The following is a 15,228-nucleotide window of genomic DNA, read 5'->3' on the forward strand; positions in this document are numbered from 1 at the left end:
GGCCTAATACTTCCCCCCTACATCGCCGGATACGCCACAGCCGCTCGCAGCGGCTTTTTTTGCGTTCTCCGCAGCTCGTCTCCCAAGCGGAACGATCCGCTGCATTTGTGCATTTCCTCCCCGCCACTCTAGGCGAGTTTGGAGAATTCGAATGCGTAAGATCATTGCATGTGCAGCGCTCGCTGGCGCGATGCTGGTGTCGGCTTGCAACACCATCGAGGGTGCGGGCCGTGACGTATCGTCGGCCGGCGATGCGGTTGCCGGCGCTGCCGACAACAACAAGTAAGGCTTTTGAACCCCTCTCCTTCGGGAGAGGGGTTTCCATTATCAGGAAGCGGCAGTCTCGTTATCGGCTGCCCGTTCGCGCCGCGATCGCGTGAAGCGGATCGCCACCAGCGCGAGGAAATACAGCATCACCAGCGGGATCGCCAACAGCAGCTGCGATCCGACATCCGGCGGAGTCAGCACCGCCGACAGGGCGAACGCCCCCACCACGGCATAGCGCCACGCGCCTTTCAGCTGTTCGTAGGTGACGATGCCGGCATGCTCGAGCAGCATCAGCAGGATCGGCAGCAGGAACGACAGCCCGAAGCCGAAGATGAACTGCATCACGAACTTCAGGTAATCGTTCACGTCCGGCAACGCCTGTTGCTGGATGCCGCTATCGCCCACCTGCCCCTGAAAGCTCAGCAGGAACTTCAGCGCGACCGGGATCGCCACGAAATAGGCCATGCACGCCCCGGCGATGAACAGCACCGGCGTCGCGAGCAGGAACGGCAACAGCGCCTGCTTCTCCTTCTTGTACAGCCCGGGCGCGACGAACTGCCACAGCTGGTTCGCGATTACGGGAAACGCGATCATCAGCGCGGCGAAGAAGCCGATCTTGATCTCGACCAGGAAACCGCCAAACACCTGGGTGTTGATGATCGTCGCCTGGCCCGCGGCCTTGAGGGGCGCGACGAGCAACGAGAATATCGCGCGCGCAAAATACAGCGACCCGCCAAAGGCGATTATCAGCGCGGCCAGCGACCACAGCAGCCGGCGGCGAAGCTCGACCAGATGTTCGAGCAACGGCGCCTGGGTGTCGTCGATATCCCTCATGGCCGTGCCTCTCGCGGCGCGCCTTCGGGCCGCGGCTCGGCGTCCACGGAAGCAGGGGCAGGCTCAGGCTTGAAGTCGGGCTGCTCGACCATCACCGGCTCCGCCTCGTGCAAGTCGCTGTTGTGCAGCTCGGCGTCTTGCAGCGCAGTGTCGCCCGCTGGCTCCGGCGCGGGCAGCGAAGGTGCCGGCGGATGCTCGCGCATGATGCGCTCGTTCTCCGCCGCCCATTTCTGTTCCATCTCGGCCAGTTCGGCGTCGCGGATCATCGAATCCATGCCCGAACGGAATTGCCGGGCGACGCCGCGCGCCTTGCCCACCCATTTGCCGACAAAGTGCATTGCCCGGGGCAGGTCCTTGGGACCGATCACCAGCAATGCCACCACGGCCACCAGCAGCAACTCGGTCGGCGCAACGTCGAACATTCAGCACTGCCTCACGCGCGCGCCACGCTCGGCGCGCGTATCAACGAACATGGATGGACGGCTCAGCGCTGCTCTTCGCGGACGCGCTCGGCTTCGGTCTTGAGCGGTGCGTCGGTCGCCGAGCGGCCTTCGATCCGGGTGGGCTCGACGGGCTTGGGCGCGTCATCGTCCTCGGCCATGCCCTTCTTGAACTGCTTGAGGCCCTTGGCAACGTCGCCCATCATGTTGGAAAACCGGCTGCCGCCGAACAACAAAATGACCAGGATGCCGACAATCAGCCAGTGCATCAGGCTCATGCTACCCATGGGAAATCTCCTCTATCGAGCGCCTATCTAGGCCTCGTACGCGTGTCCGGCAACGCTGTTGATCCGGCCCCAAGCGAATGTCGGGCCGGCGAATCGGAGCGCAAGCCCTATTCGCCGTCCGTGACAGTTTCGCTCGTTTCGGCCTCTAGCGCCAGATCGACCGGATCGAGCAGCCCCGCGGCCTTCAGATCGTCGATTCCTGGCAAGTCGCGGCGGCTCGCCAGCCCGAAATGGCTCAGGAACCCCTGCGTCGTCGCATACATCAGCGGCCGTCCGGGCACTTCGCGCCGTCCGGCGGGGCGCACCCACCCGGCCTCCATCAGCACGTCGATCGTGCCCTTGGAGATCTGCACGCCGCGGATCGCCTCGATCTCCGCGCGCGTCACCGGCTCGTGATAGGCGATGATCGCCAGCGTCTCGATCCCCGCCCGGCTCAGCTTGCGGCTGTCCTCGCGGTCGCGCCGCAAAAGATGCGCCAGATCGGCGGCGGTCTGGAAGTGCCAGCGCTCCCCGCGCCGGACCAGCTCGATCCCCCGCCCGGCGTAAAAGCGCTCCAGCGCCGCCAGCGCCCCGCGCACATCGGCCTGCGCCCCGACATGCGCGCGCAGTTCCTCGATGCTCAGCGGTGCCTCGGCGGCGAACAGCACCGCCTCCACGGCCCGCGCCAGCGCGTCGCTCATTGCAGCGACCGCACGTACAGCGGCGCAAAGGGCGATTTCTGCCGCAACTCCACCTTGCCCTGCCGCGCCAGCTCCAGCACCGCCACGAACGAGGATGCCAGCGCCGACTTGCGATACAACCCGGCGGCGTCAGCGGGGAGGAAGCTCTCGACCACGCTCCAATCCACCTGGCTGCCCACCAGCGCCGACACCCGCTCGATCGCCTCTTCCAGCGTCATCACGTCGCGATGCGCCACCACATGCATCACCGGCCGCGTCCGCGCGCTGATCCGGCCATAGGCGGCGATCAGGTCGAAGATCTCCGCTTCCCAGCGCGCCTGCCGCACCACCCGCAGCCCTTCGGGGTTCCCCCGCGGGAAGACGTCGCGCCCCATCCGGTCGCGCGCGACCAGCCGGGCGCCTGCCTCACGCATCGCGTTCAGCCGCTCCAGCCGCAGCTGCAGCCGCAGCGCCAGCTCCTCTGGACTGGGCGTCTCCTCCGGATTGCGCGGCAACAGCAGCGCGGACTTCAGGAACGCCAGCCACGCCGCCATCACCAGGTAATCGGCGGCAAGCTCCAGCTGCAACGTCCGCGCCTGGTTCACGAACCCCAGATACTGCTCCACCAGTTCCAGGATCGAGATCTGCCGCAGATCCACCTTCTGGTTGCGCGCAAGCGCCAGCAACAGGTCGAGCGGCCCTTCCCAACCTTCGATCTCGATCTTGAGGGTCTCGGCGGCGTCCTCGCTCATTGCCACAGGTTAAGCAGAGCCCTCAGGCGAGCGCCAGCAGTTCGTCCCGCTTGGCGATCAGCGCGTCGAAGTCACCGCCGGGGCTGGCATCGGCCACGGTAGCCATGGCCCGCTCCAACCGCGCCAGACACGCGGGCGTAGCCTCGCCGATCCGCCCGGCAATCTCCACCATCTCGTCCATCCGGGCCCAGCAATCGAGCACCACGTCGCACCCGGCCGCCAGCGCCGCCGCCGCCTTCTCGTCGGCCGTGCCGGACAGCGCCTTCATGTCGATATCGTCACTCATTAGCAGCCCGTCGAAGCCGATCCGGCCGCGTATGACCTGCGAAATCAGCGTCGACGAGATAGTGGCCGGTCGCTCTGCATCCCATGCCTCGAACACCACATGCGCCGTCATCGCCATCAGCGCATCGTTCAGCCGCACGAACGGCTCCAGGTCCGATTCCAGTTCCTCGGCACCAGCACTTACCCGCGGCAGCTCATAATGGCTGTCGACCAGCGCGCGGCCATGCCCGGGCATGTGCTTGACGATCCCAACCACCCCGGCCCGCCGCATTCCGTCGAGCATCGCCCGGCCCAGTGCCGACACCCGCATCGGCTCGCCGCCAAACGCCCGGTCGCCGATCGCAGCCGTGACATCGGGCTGACGGACGTCCAGCAATGGCGCGCAGTTCACATTGACGCCCACCTCGGCCAGCATCATCCCCAGCGCCTCGGCATTGGCCCGCGCCGCCTCGATCGCCGAGATCGGCGCGACATCGTACAAACGGTCGAACGCCTGCCCCGCCGGAAACGCCGGCCACTCCGGAGGCACCATCCGGCTCACACGCCCGCCCTCCTGGTCGATCAGGATCGGCAGGTCGTCGCGCCCCGACAGCGCGCGCAGCTCGCTCGTCAGCGCCTGCATCTGCGCGCGGTCCACGCAATTGCGCTTGAACAGGATATAGCCGAGCGGATCGGCCTCGCGGAAAAACGCACGCTCGTCGGAAGTCAGCGTGGCGCCCGACAAGCCAAAGATAACCGGTTTCATGGTTCGAGCCTTTAGCTCGTCACGAAGCAGCTTTCACCCGCAACCTTTAGCCGGCCGCAAATCTCGCGCGCCTGCCCGTTGCTGCCCGCATTCACCCGCAGCCGGAAGATCGCCTTGCCGTCCTTTTCCGCGCGCTCCACCGACTTGCCGAGCGGCGCCAGATAGCTGAACCGCTTGGTCAGCCGCGCCCAGGCGGTGTTCGCTCCGCCCTCATTCGGGAAGGCGCCCAGCTGGATCAGCGATCCCGAACCGCCACCGGCATTGCCGCGCACCGCCGGCTGCGTGGCCGGCCGCGTCGGCGCGATCTTGGCCGCTGCCGGCACTTCGATCTTGGCCGTGCGGCTGCCTGGCGCCGACGCGCGTGGCTGCGGCGCGGCCTTGCCTTCGACCGGGTCTTCAGGAAGCCCGCCCACATTGATGCTGGCGTTGCTTTCCGCGCCCTGGCTGGTGGTGAAGACGGTGTCGCCCTGCCCTTCCACCTTCATGCCGCCGGGCTCCTGCGGTTTCACCTTGTAATCGCCCTGCGGCGCCTCGATTAGCTGACCGTTGCCGGTGCCGCCGCGCTGCTGGTCATACCAGCGATAGGCAAGCGCACCGATCACCAGCAGCACGACCAGGATCAGGAGAAACAACAGGACACGGCCAAAGGAACGTCGTTCGACATATTCCTCTTCCACCGTCTCCAGCCATGGCAGCCGATCCTCGTCGGCTACGCTATCCCCTGATCGCGCGCTCATCTCAGTGCATCTCCTGCACGGCCTCTACGCCCATCAGCGCCAGACCGTTGCGGATGATCTGCCCGATCCCGCGCGCCAAGAAAAGCCGGGCGCAGGTAAGCTCGGGCTGGTCAGCAAGCAGATAGCGGCGCTCCGGCCGGTCGTTGCCGGCATTCCACTGCGCGTGGAAAAGGCCTGCCAGATCATAGAGATAGAAAGCAATACGGTGCGGCTCGCGCGCTGCCGCGGCGCCTTCCACCACCCGCGGGAACTGCGCCGCGAGCTTCACCAGCGCCAGGTCCTCTGTATCAAGCAGGGACAGGTCGGCAGTCTCGCACGCAATTCCCGCCTCCGCCGCCTTGCGATGCAGCGAGTGCACCCGGGCATGCGCGTACTGGACGTAGAAGACGGGATTGTCCTTCGACGCTTCCACCACCTTGGCGAAGTCGAAATCCATCTGCGCATCGGCCTTGCGCGTCAGCATGGTGAAGCGGACCACGTCCTTGCCCACTTCGTTGACCACATCGGCCAGCGTCACGAAATTGCCCGCGCGCTTGGACATCTTAACCGGCTCGCCGGCACGCAACAGGCGCACCATCTGCACCAGCTTGACGTCGAACTTGGTCTCGCCGCCGGTCAGCGCCTGCACCGCCGCCACAATGCGCTTCACCGTGCCGGCATGGTCCGCGCCCCAGATGTCGATCAGCTGATCGGCCGACTGCGCCTTCTGGAAGTGATAGGCGAGGTCCGCGCCGAAATAGGTCCAGCTGCCGTTCGACTTCTTGATCGGCCGATCCTGGTCGTCGCCGAACTGGGTCGAGCGGAACAGCGGCAGCTCCACCGGCTCCCAATCCTCGGGCGTCTCGCCCTTGGGCGCTTCCAGCACGCCGTCATAAACGAAGCCGCGCTCGCGCAGCCATGCTTCGGCCTGCTCGGGCTTGCCGGCGGCCTGCAACTCGGCCTCGGACGAGAACAGGTCGTGATGGATGCCCAGCAGCGCCAGATCGTCCTTGATCATCACCAGCATGGCGGCAACGGCTTCCTTGCGGAACAGCGCCAGCCACTCGTTCTCCGGCGCACCGACGAACTTGTCGCCATATTCCGCAGCCAGCTTGGCGCCGATCGGCTTCAGATACTCGCCCGGATACAGGCCCTCAGGGATCTCGATCGTCTCGCCCAGCGCCTCGCGATAGCGCAGCTGCGCCGAACGGGCGAGCACGTCGACCTGGCCGCCAGCGTCATTCACATAATATTCGCGGATCACCTTGTGCCCGACAAACTCGAGCAGGCTGGCAAGCGCGTCGCCCACCACCGCGCCGCGGCAATGCCCCATGTGCATCGGACCCGTAGGGTTGGCCGAGACATATTCGATGTTGACCGTGGTACCCTCACCCACGCTTGAGCGGCCATAGGCGTCGGCGGTGCCGAGGATCTCGTTCAGCTCGCCGCGCCAGGTGTCGTCGCTCAGCGTCAGGTTGATGAAGCCCGGTCCGGCAACGCTTACAGCGGAAACCTCGTCCAGCTTCTGCAACTCGGCCGCGATCTTCTCGGCCAGCGCGCGCGGGTTGGTGCCGGCGGGCTTGGCAAGCACCATCGCTGCGTTGGTGGCCAGATCGCCATGCGTCGCATCGCGCGGCGGCTCCACCGTGACGCTGCGTCGCTCCAGACCCGCAGGCAAGTCACCGGCAAGGACGAGCGCATCCAGGGCAAGGTTCAAATGCGCGGCGAAACGGGCGTAGAGCGTCATTCACATGTCCAACTATGGCGGAAGCGCGCGGGTATTAGCGCAGTGGCCGCGCCCCGTCACCTGTTCGCGCGGCAGTCGCAGACAGCCTACGAACGCAGTTGCGTCACGTGCAATCGTTGCGCCCGCGCTTTGCGATTGCCCACTTTGCCGCACTGCAACATTCTTGCGCTCAGAACATAAAAAGGGATGCCGGTCTGGCTCTTTCAGATGAGAAGGAGAAAGATCGTGACCAAGACCATCTTCGCAGCTGCTGCCGTTGCACTGACGCTCGCCACGCCCGCGCTCGCTTCCGAGCGCAGCTTCAAGCGCGATGGCGTGACCTACACCTACACCACGCTCGACCAGGGCGGCGCCCGCGTGCTCGAAGGCCGCGCCTCGGAGGGAAGCAAGTTCCGCCTCGTCGTGCGCAACGGCTGGGTAAAGGGGGACGTCGCGGGCAAGCCAGTGGCCTTCCGCGCGCCGAAGAGCACGGGCCCGCTCCAGGTGGCGCAACGCTGAATTCGATTCAGGGCCTTTCCCGCGCGGGAAGGCCCTGGTCAGAAGCCTTCGGGCAAATCCACTGGCCCCACCACCTCGCGATAGCGGCCAATGGCATAGCGGTCAGTCATGCCGGCAATGAAGTCGGCGACGTGCCGGCTCCGCCAGGGTTCGCCCTCGGGCAGCCCGATGCGCCATTCCTCCGGCATCCGCTCGGGATCACCGGCATAGGCTTCGAACAGCCCCGCCACCACCATCTCCGCCGCCTCGGCCGCGGCCAACTGGCTGGGGTGGTGATACAGATTGGCGTACATGAAGCGCTTCAGGTCGCGCTCGGCGTCGCGCATCCCCTCCGAGAACATCGCCAGCACCTGCCCGGCCCCGCGGACATCCTCGATCGAGCCAATCTCCAGCGCCGTCAGCCGCTGCCGCGTGGCTGCGATCAAGTCGTTGACCATCTCGCCAATTTGCGAGCGGATCAGTTCGCCCACCAGCCGCTTGGCCGGCACGCGCGGGAACTTGGCCTGCACGCGTGCCCAGCCATCGGCAACCATCGGCAGCGCGGTGAGCTGCTCCAGCGTCAGCAGCCCGGCGCGCAGCCCATCGTCGATGTCGTGATTGTCATAGGCAATATCATCCGCAATGGCAGCCACTTGCGCCTCGAGCGACGGCCAGCGGTCCAGTTCGAGTCCCACCTGTTGGTCCACTGCCGCCAGCGCCCATTCCGGGTGCGCGATAGGACCATTATGCTTGGCCAGACCCTCCAGCGTGTCCCAGCTCAGGTTGAGCCCATTCCAGGCCGGATAAGGCCGCTCCAGCAAGGTCAGCGTGCGCAGCGTATGCCCGTTGTGATCGAACCCGCCTTTACCCTCTAGCGCACGCTCTAGTGCCTCTTCCCCGGCATGGCCGAAAGGCGGGTGGCCGATGTCATGCGCCAGGCACAAAGCCTCGGTCAGGTCTTCGTTCAGCCCCAGCGCCCGCGCGATCGTCCGCCCGATCTGCGCCACTTCCAGGCTGTGCGTCAGCCGCACGCGGAAATGGTCGCCATCGGGCGCCATGAAGACCTGTGTCTTGTGGCGCAGCCGGCGAAAGCTGATCGAATGGATGATCCGGTCGCGGTCGCGCTGAAACGCGTCGCGCGGCCCCCGCACTTCGCCGCCCGGCTCTGGATGCACGCGGCCACGGCTCTGGTCGGGCCGGCACGCCCATGCTGCGTGCTGAATCACTTCGCCCCGATCTTGCTGATCTTCTGCCCCGCTTCCGAGGTGAAAACGAACCCCGACACACCAGCCTTGGCCAGCGCGTTCACGAAGGACTGGCCCTCCGCCTGCGTCTTGAACGGCCCGGTCAGCAGCCGGTTGGATGCACGCACCGGCGTCCACCAGCCCTCCTTGCCCTTGAACTGCGCGGGCGCCTTGCCGGTGACGTTCTTCCACGCCTTGGCAAGGTCAGCCGCATTCGCGCCGCCGGCCACCTGCACCCACACCCGCTCGGGATCCGGCTTGGCCTTGGGTTCAGCCTTGGCCTTGGCGTCGGCCTTCCCCTTGGGGTCGACCTTAGCCTTGACCGGCTTCGAGGCGGCAGCCTTCTCCGCCACCTTGTCCTTCTCCGCCTTGTCCTTCGCCGCCTTGCTGGGCTCAGGCGTGGCAGGCTCAGCCTTGCGGACCGGCGTCGGCTTGGCGGGCTCCGGCTTGGGCGCTTCGGCCACAGGCGCAGGCGCCACAACCGGTGCAGGCGCAGGCTCGGGCGCCGGAAGGGTCATCGAGTTTGCCGCTTCCAGTTCGGCTGCAGGAATCGTCAGGTTCGCGACGATCGAAGCGAGCACCGAATCCTCCTGCCCCACCGCGGCTGGCCCTGGTGGCGCAGGCGCAGGCGACGCGGCGGCGACTGCTACGTCGCGGGGTGCGACTTCGGCGAGTTGCAGCGGCGCCGACTGCGGCTCCGGTGACACTACCGCACGCACCGAAGGCTGTGGCGTGCCAGAAGCAGCCGTCCCCGCACTCGCCACTGCGACCGGAGCGGGTGCCGGAGTGGCAGCCTGCGCAACCACCGGAGCGGGCGACGCCGTCAACGGCTGCGTTACTGCAACCGGCGCCGAAGCTGCAGGCGCGGGCAAAGGCTGCACGATCGGCGTGCGCTGCTGCGCAAACACCGGTCCTGGGGCCGGCACGACAGGCTGAGTCGCAGCAACGGGTGCGGCAGGGGCCGGAGCCGGAGTCGGCAAGGGTTGCACCACCGGCGTGCGCTGCTGCGCGAACACGGGCGCCGCCGTCCGCGGCAACGAAGACGCCGCCGCAACCTGCACCGGCTGCTCGCGCCGGCGATCCCGCGCCGAACGCCGATCGCGCGCCCGCACCGGAGCCGCCGCTGCCGCCGGCTGGCGCACAGCGGCGACCTGCACGGGCCGCCGATCGGGCACATAGGCCGGCAACACCGGCGCCAGCCGCGCATCGGCCAGCCGCGCCTGGGTCGGCGACAGCTCTCCGAAATGCACTGCGAAGGCTCGGTCCGCCGGCGCCAGCCCGGTCAGCCGTCGGAAGAACGGCACCAGCGCCGGCCCCATCGCTCCCATCATGCTCGCGGCGATCTTCTCGGCGCCGGCAATGTCGCCGTTCATCGCGAGAATAAACGCCCGCGCCCGCCATGCCGCCCGGTCGCTCCGGCGCAGCAGCGGATCGAGCAGCGCGTTCGCTTCCTCGGCCTGCCCGCTGATCCCCAGCGACAGGGCATAGCGACGAACCAGTTCGTCGTCGCGCTCACGCTGCATGGCGATCTTGTAGTCCGCCTGGGCGAGCCCCGGCTGCCCCATCAGATCGTAGGCAAAGCCGCGGTCGGCGGCGTAATCCCGGATCGCCGCTCCGCGCGACTCGGCCGATTGGAAGAGCCGCAACGCCTCGCCCGGCCGCTTCATCCGCACCAGCACCGCGGCACGTCCGGCGGCAATGCGCGGGTCGCCAGGCGACACCGACTCGGCCCGCTGAAAGAACGCCAGCGCCGCCGACATGTCGTTCAGCCGCGTGCTGAGCCGCCCCGCCTCGATCAGCGCCGACAGGTCACGCGGACTGGCCGCAAGCGTGCGCATGGTCTGCGCCAGCCGATCCGCATCCGGATTGGGTGTCGAGACCATGGTCTGCGCGGCGGCTGGGGTGGCATGGGCAACGATCGCCAATGCCAGCGCCGCCGAGTGCATCAGGGTTTTCCGGATCATGTCGCGGCAGGATAAGCATGGCCGCAACTGAACGGCCACTGACCGGTCGCCGGGCGTGCGCTCAACCGAGCCACGCCGGCGACCAAAGTCGGCTTACTGATTGTTCTGGCTGCGCAGGAAACGCGGGATGTCCAGCGGGTCCTTGTCCTCGTCCTCGCTCGTCGCCTTGTTGCCGCGTGATGCCGACGCCATCCGCTCGAACAGGGTTCCGCCCGACCGACGTCCCGGCTTCGCCTGGGGTGCTTCTTCCTCTTCGGCACCGGTCAACCAACGCCGGCGACTGCCGAAATCGGGTGCAGGCGCGGCGGGCTGCTCCGCGGCGGGTTGCTGCGGCACGGCATTGTCGGAGCCGAGGATCAACTCGTCGCCACCGCCCAGATCTTCATTCCGAGGGGCAGGCTGCGGCGCCGGGACCGGAGCAGGCGTATAGGCTTCAGGCGCACGCGGCGCTTCCACCGGCGGCTGCGGAGCGGGCTCGGGCGCGCTGGCAAACACCTGGTCGGAGAAGCCGGGCTCCGGGGCGGCAGGCGCCGCTTCCGGCTCTGCTGCTGCGGGCGCGGCGGCGGGCGCGTTGCGGCGCGGGCTGGAGAAGGAGAACACGCGCGGCTGCTCGACAGCGGCCGGCGCGGGCTTGGCCTGTGCGTCCGCGTCTATGCCGGTGGCGACCACCGACACGCGAATGCGGCCTTCCAGCTCGGGGTTGAATGCCGAACCCCAGATGATGTTCGCGTCGGGATCGACCAGCTCGCGGATATGGTTCGCGGCTTCGTCCACTTCGAGCAGGCGCATGTCCTCGCCACCGGTGATCGACACGATCACGCCCTTGGCGCCATTCATGCTCACGCCGTCCAGCAGCGGGTTGGCGATCGCCTTCTGCGCCGCGATCAGCGCACGGTCGTCGCCGTCCGCCTCACCGGTGCCCATCATCGCCTTGCCCATCTCCTGCATCACCGAACGGACGTCGGCGAAGTCGAGGTTGATGAGGCCCGGCATGACCATCAGGTCGGTGATGCCGCGCACGCCCTGCTGCAGCACTTCGTCGGCCATTTCAAAGGCCTGCTTGAAGGTCGTGTTGGCGTTGGCGATCAGGAACAGGTTCTGGTTCGGAATGACGATCAGCGTGTCGACATACTTCTGCAGCTCTTCGATGCCCGCATCCGCGCTCGCCGCGCGGCGCTTGCCCTCGAACGCGAACGGCTTGGTCACGACACCCACGGTCAGGATGCCCATGTCGCGCGCAGCCTTGGCGATCACCGGTGCCGCACCCGTGCCGGTGCCGCCGCCCATGCCGGCCGCGATGAAGCACATGTGTGCGCCTTCCAGCGACTTCTGCACGTCTTCGATCGTTTCTTCGGCAGCCGCACGGCCGATCTCGGGCCGCGAACCCGCGCCCAGGCCCTGCGTGATCTTGGCGCCCAGCTGGATGCGCTGCGAAGCAGAGGACTGCTTCAGCGCCTGCGCGTCGGTGTTGGCGACCAGGAACTCGACACCCTGCACATCCGCACGGATCATGTTCGCGATCGCATTGCCACCCGCGCCGCCGACGCCGATCACCGTGATCTTGGGCGTCAGTTCGTCGACTTCTGCGGGAAGAAACTCAATGCTCATCTATGATCTCCCTGCGCCGCCTGCACGGAACGGCGCGTGTAAACCTTTCCTGCACCAACCGCGAAGGCGACTCTAGTCAAAACCCGCCCTGCCGGTACCAATTCTTTAATAATTCGCTCGAAAAGCCGCCATTAGCCGCTGCAAAACCGCCCCGGGGCTCGCCCGGGTGACCATCTGGTGCGCGGGTTCCAGGCTGCGCAGGTCGATCGGATCGGTCGCGGCGAAGCGCGCCAGTCCGGCCAGCGTGGTGAATGCAGGCCCTGCATGCGCGTCCGGCAAGGCTGCCAGCCCGCGCGGACGCCCGACCCGCACCGCACTGCCCAGTGCCTGCTGCGCGTAATCGGCAATGCCCTTCAATTCGGCGCCGCCGCCGGTCAGCACGATCTGCCGGCCAACGGGATCCTGGAAGCCGAGCTTCTTCAGCTCCTTCTGGATCTCGCCCATCAACCGCTCGAGCCGCTGGCGGATAATCCCGTTCAGCTGCGCCTTGGTGATGCGGATCGCATCGGCGGCATTCTCTTCCTGGGTCGCCGGCATCACGTCGATCGTCTCGCGATTGTCGCGCGGGGACAGGTTGGCCGATCCATGGAAGCACTTGGTCCGCTCGGCCCATTGCCGGGCAGTGCCGAATGCAGAGGCGATGTCGTCGGTGATGTCCGCCGACCCCATCGGGATCGAGGCAAGACCCGCCAGCACGCCGCCGGCAAACACCGATACATTGGTCACGCCCGCACCGATCTCGACCAGCGCGACGCCCAGTTCGCGCTCCTCCTCGGTCAGGCAGGCAAGCCCGGTCGCCACCGGTGCGGCGATGATCGAGCGTACTTCCAGATGCGCCGAACGCACGCACAGGTCCAGGTTGCGGACCGGCGAACCCTCGGTCGACACGACATGAATGTCGACGCCCAGCCGGTCGGCATGCAGCCCCAGCGGCCGCTTCACACCGGCCAGCCCGTCAACCGTGTAGCGGGTGGGCTGTGCGTGCAGCACCATCTTGCCCTGCGGGTCGATCGCGTCGCGCCCAGCCTTCAGCAGCTCGTCAATGTCGCCCTGTTCGACGCGGTGCCCGCCCAGGTCCGCTTCCAGCTTGACCACGTCGGACACCAGCCCGCCGGCCGAAAAGCTGACCCAGACATTCTCGATGTTGATGCCGGCAATGCGCTCGGCCTGCTCCACGGCCTCGCGGATCGCGATCTCGGTGGCGCGCATGTCGGCGACATAGCCGCGCTTCACGCCCCGGCTCTCGCGCTGGCCAGTGCCCAGCACCACCAGCGATCCGCTATCGGTACGCTGCGCGATCAGCGCCGACACCTTGGACGAGCCCACGTCCAATGCAGTGATCAGCCCTTCGGTCGGAACCTTAGCCATGCCTATTCCCCTGTTTTCGCGGCGTCGGCCGTCGCCGCTGCCGCCTGCGGCACAATGCGCCGCTGCACCACCATGTTACCCGGAACCCGCATGTCGAAGCGCAGGCTGCCCTTGCCGAGAAGCCGCTGCTCGCCGTCCATCTCCGCGAACTTGTGCAGCGCCTTGCGCGATTCTGCCTCACCTTCCGGTAATTGCAACTTCTCACCGGTGTTGAATGTCAGATCCCAGCGCCGATTGCCGACCCAGGTCGCCGCGCGCACCAGCGGCTTGAGCGCGGGCGCCGCTTCCAACAGCATTTCGCGCGCCGGTTCTTGCGAATTGGCGCCGTCGCCGATCAGCAGCGGCAGGTCTGGCATCGCATCGGGCGACACCGGCTCCAGCGGCACGCCAGCGGTGTCGACCAGCATCAGCTGCCCATGGTTCTGCCACACCGCAGCCGGCTCGCGCTCGACGATAAAGATGCGCAGCGTGCCCGGCAGCCGCCGCGACACCCGCGCGTCCTGCACCCATGAATATTTGAGCAGCCGCTCGCGCACCAGGTCCAGGTCGACCAGCGGCATCGCCCGCGAATCCTGATCCAGCGCCTGCGAATAGACCGTCATCTTGTCCATCCGCTTGATGCCGTCGATCTGGATCTCCTCGACGCGCAGCCCCAGGTCGCCCAGCGTGTTGGCGGCCGCGACCCCGACCATGCCCGGCACGCCCGCCCAGATGCCGGCGGCCAGCACTGCGGCGCCCACCGCGCCGACGATGCTCCAGGTCGCGATCCCCTGCAGCGTCTTCTCACTGAACGGCAGCGCCGCGACCGCCTGATCGAGCAGCCCGGCGCGCTGGGGCCGGCGCGCCGGCGCCTTGCGCGCCTTGGGCGTCGCCCCCCGCCGCGTGGCGGTGCGCTGAACGGGCCTGCGGCTCACTGCGCCGATCCCAAAGCTTCATCGACAATGCGCTGCACCAGCTCGCCATAGCTGATTCCCAGGTGCTTCGCCTGCTCCGGAACAAGACTGAGCGGAGTCATCCCCGGCTGGGTGTTGACCTCCAGCAGGAAGAGCCCCTCGACGCCCTGCTGGTCATCCCAGCGAAAGTCCGACCGCGAGGCACCCTTGCACCCCAGCAACCGATGCGCCTCCAGCGCGATCCGCTTGCATGCCTGCGTGATCTCGTCCGGGATCTGCGCCGGAAACACGTGCTCGGTCAGCCCGTCAGTGTACTTCGAATCATAATCGTAAAAGCCGCTCTTGGGCTTCAGCTCGGTCACCCCCAGCGCCTGGTCGCCCAGCACCGCGGTAGTCAGCTCGCGCCCGCGGATGAACGGCTCGGCGAGCAGTTCGTCGAACTCCTGCCACGGCCCCTTCGCGCCCGGCGCGATCGGGTTGCCGTAATTGCCCTCGGCCGTGACGATCGCCACGCCCACTGAAGACCCCTCGTTGACAGGCTTGAGCACATAAGGCCGCGGCAGCGGATCGCGCTCGAACAGTTCGGTGCTCTTCACCATTCGCCCGCCCGGCATCGGCACGCCGTGTGGCACCAGCGCCTGCTTGGTCAGCTGCTTGTCGATGGCGATCACCGACGTGACCAGCCCCGAATGGGTGTAGGGCACGCCCATCAGGTCGAGCATCCCCTGCACCGTGCCGTCCTCGCCCGGCGTCCCGTGCAGCGCGTTGAACACCACGTCCGGCTTCAGCTCAGCCAGCTTCACCGCCACGTCGCGCGTCAGCTCGACCCGCGAAACCTTGTGCCCGCGCGCTTCCAGCGCATCGGCGACACCATTGCCCGACATCAGCGAAACCTCGCGCTCGGCGGACCACCCGCCCATCAGCACGGCGATGTGCAACTGC

16 protein-coding genes are annotated in these 15,228 nt (G+C 67.2%); 2 read left to right on the top strand and 14 right to left on the bottom strand.

All coding sequences use genetic code 11. The features are described from left to right. Positions 1 to 151 precede the first annotated feature (151 nt). Complete coding sequence (locus LQ953_RS00005; RefSeq protein ID WP_184086687.1) at positions 152 to 286, top strand: entericidin A/B family lipoprotein; 135 nt, start codon at positions 152 to 154, stop codon at positions 284 to 286. A gap of 41 nt (positions 287 to 327) precedes the next feature. Here LQ953_RS00005 and tatC read toward each other — a convergent pair whose 3' ends face one another. The 8 genes from tatC to argS all read right to left on the bottom strand — a co-directional run bounded on the left by tatC (position 328) and on the right by argS (position 6,732). Then, complete coding sequence (gene tatC / locus LQ953_RS00010) at positions 328 to 1,101, bottom strand: twin-arginine translocase subunit TatC (RefSeq protein ID WP_231028419.1); 774 nt, start codon at positions 1,099 to 1,101, stop codon at positions 328 to 330. Further along, a complete protein-coding gene (gene tatB / locus LQ953_RS00015) occupies positions 1,098 to 1,523 on the bottom strand; it encodes a Sec-independent protein translocase protein TatB (protein ID WP_231028420.1) in 426 nt (141 codons plus the stop codon). Before tatB ends, tatC begins: the two co-directional genes overlap by 4 nt. A gap of 62 nt (positions 1,524 to 1,585) precedes the next feature. Beyond that, positions 1,586 to 1,828 (bottom strand): twin-arginine translocase TatA/TatE family subunit, encoded by a 243-nt coding sequence (locus LQ953_RS00020; protein WP_231028421.1) that lies wholly within the window; start codon positions 1,826 to 1,828, stop codon positions 1,586 to 1,588. Positions 1,829 to 1,935: 107 nt separating this feature from the next. Continuing rightward, positions 1,936 to 2,508 (bottom strand): SMC-Scp complex subunit ScpB, encoded by a 573-nt coding sequence (gene scpB / locus LQ953_RS00025; RefSeq protein ID WP_231028422.1) that lies wholly within the window; start codon positions 2,506 to 2,508, stop codon positions 1,936 to 1,938. Then, complete coding sequence (locus tag LQ953_RS00030) at positions 2,505 to 3,239, bottom strand: segregation and condensation protein A (RefSeq protein WP_231028423.1); 735 nt, start codon at positions 3,237 to 3,239, stop codon at positions 2,505 to 2,507. Before LQ953_RS00030 ends, scpB begins: the two co-directional genes overlap by 4 nt. A gap of 22 nt (positions 3,240 to 3,261) precedes the next feature. Then, positions 3,262 to 4,269 carry a beta-N-acetylhexosaminidase gene (gene nagZ / locus LQ953_RS00035; protein ID WP_231028424.1) on the bottom strand — a complete coding sequence of 336 codons (1,008 nt, stop codon included), beginning with the start codon at positions 4,267 to 4,269 and terminating at the stop codon, positions 3,262 to 3,264. A gap of 11 nt (positions 4,270 to 4,280) precedes the next feature. Then, the gene (locus LQ953_RS00040) at positions 4,281 to 5,006 is read right to left on the bottom strand and encodes an SPOR domain-containing protein (protein ID WP_231028425.1); all 726 of its coding nucleotides are present in this window, start codon (positions 5,004 to 5,006) and stop codon (positions 4,281 to 4,283) included. A gap of 1 nt (position 5,007) precedes the next feature. Continuing rightward, complete coding sequence (gene argS, locus LQ953_RS00045) at positions 5,008 to 6,732, bottom strand: arginine--tRNA ligase (RefSeq protein WP_231028426.1); 1,725 nt, start codon at positions 6,730 to 6,732, stop codon at positions 5,008 to 5,010. A gap of 225 nt (positions 6,733 to 6,957) precedes the next feature. Between argS and LQ953_RS00050 the strand changes: the two genes are divergently transcribed. Further along, positions 6,958 to 7,230 (top strand): hypothetical protein, encoded by a 273-nt coding sequence (locus LQ953_RS00050; RefSeq protein ID WP_231028427.1) that lies wholly within the window; start codon positions 6,958 to 6,960, stop codon positions 7,228 to 7,230. Between the two features lie 38 nt (positions 7,231 to 7,268). Here the strand turns inward: LQ953_RS00050 and LQ953_RS00055 are convergent, their stop codons facing one another. The 6 genes from LQ953_RS00055 to LQ953_RS00080 all read right to left on the bottom strand — a co-directional run bounded on the left by LQ953_RS00055 (position 7,269) and on the right by LQ953_RS00080 (position 15,224). Further along, positions 7,269 to 8,435, bottom strand: a complete 1,167-nt coding sequence (locus LQ953_RS00055) for a deoxyguanosinetriphosphate triphosphohydrolase (protein WP_231028428.1) — start codon at positions 8,433 to 8,435, stop codon at positions 7,269 to 7,271. After that, positions 8,432 to 10,417 (bottom strand): SPOR domain-containing protein, encoded by a 1,986-nt coding sequence (locus LQ953_RS00060; protein ID WP_231028429.1) that lies wholly within the window; start codon positions 10,415 to 10,417, stop codon positions 8,432 to 8,434. The genes LQ953_RS00055 and LQ953_RS00060 overlap by 4 nt, the downstream gene beginning before the upstream one ends. Positions 10,418 to 10,510: 93 nt before the next feature. Next, positions 10,511 to 12,025, bottom strand: coding sequence for a cell division protein FtsZ (gene ftsZ / locus LQ953_RS00065; RefSeq protein ID WP_231028430.1), 1,515 nt, complete (start codon positions 12,023 to 12,025; stop codon positions 10,511 to 10,513). Between the two features lie 105 nt (positions 12,026 to 12,130). Further along, positions 12,131 to 13,393 (bottom strand): cell division protein FtsA, encoded by a 1,263-nt coding sequence (gene ftsA, locus LQ953_RS00070; RefSeq protein ID WP_231028431.1) that lies wholly within the window; start codon positions 13,391 to 13,393, stop codon positions 12,131 to 12,133. Between the two features lie 2 nt (positions 13,394 to 13,395). Continuing rightward, on the bottom strand, positions 13,396 to 14,307 hold the full coding sequence (locus LQ953_RS00075) for a cell division protein FtsQ/DivIB (protein ID WP_231028432.1): 912 nt from the start codon (positions 14,305 to 14,307) through the stop codon (positions 13,396 to 13,398). Further along, positions 14,304 to 15,224: a D-alanine--D-alanine ligase gene (locus LQ953_RS00080; RefSeq protein WP_269141226.1), complete on the bottom strand. Its 921-nt coding sequence runs from the start codon at positions 15,222 to 15,224 to the stop codon at positions 14,304 to 14,306. Before LQ953_RS00080 ends, LQ953_RS00075 begins: the two co-directional genes overlap by 4 nt. Positions 15,225 to 15,228 lie beyond the last annotated feature (4 nt).

Source organism: Sphingomonas sp. IC-56 (genome assembly GCF_021043375.1).
GTDB lineage: Bacteria > Pseudomonadota > Alphaproteobacteria > Sphingomonadales > Sphingomonadaceae > Sphingomonas.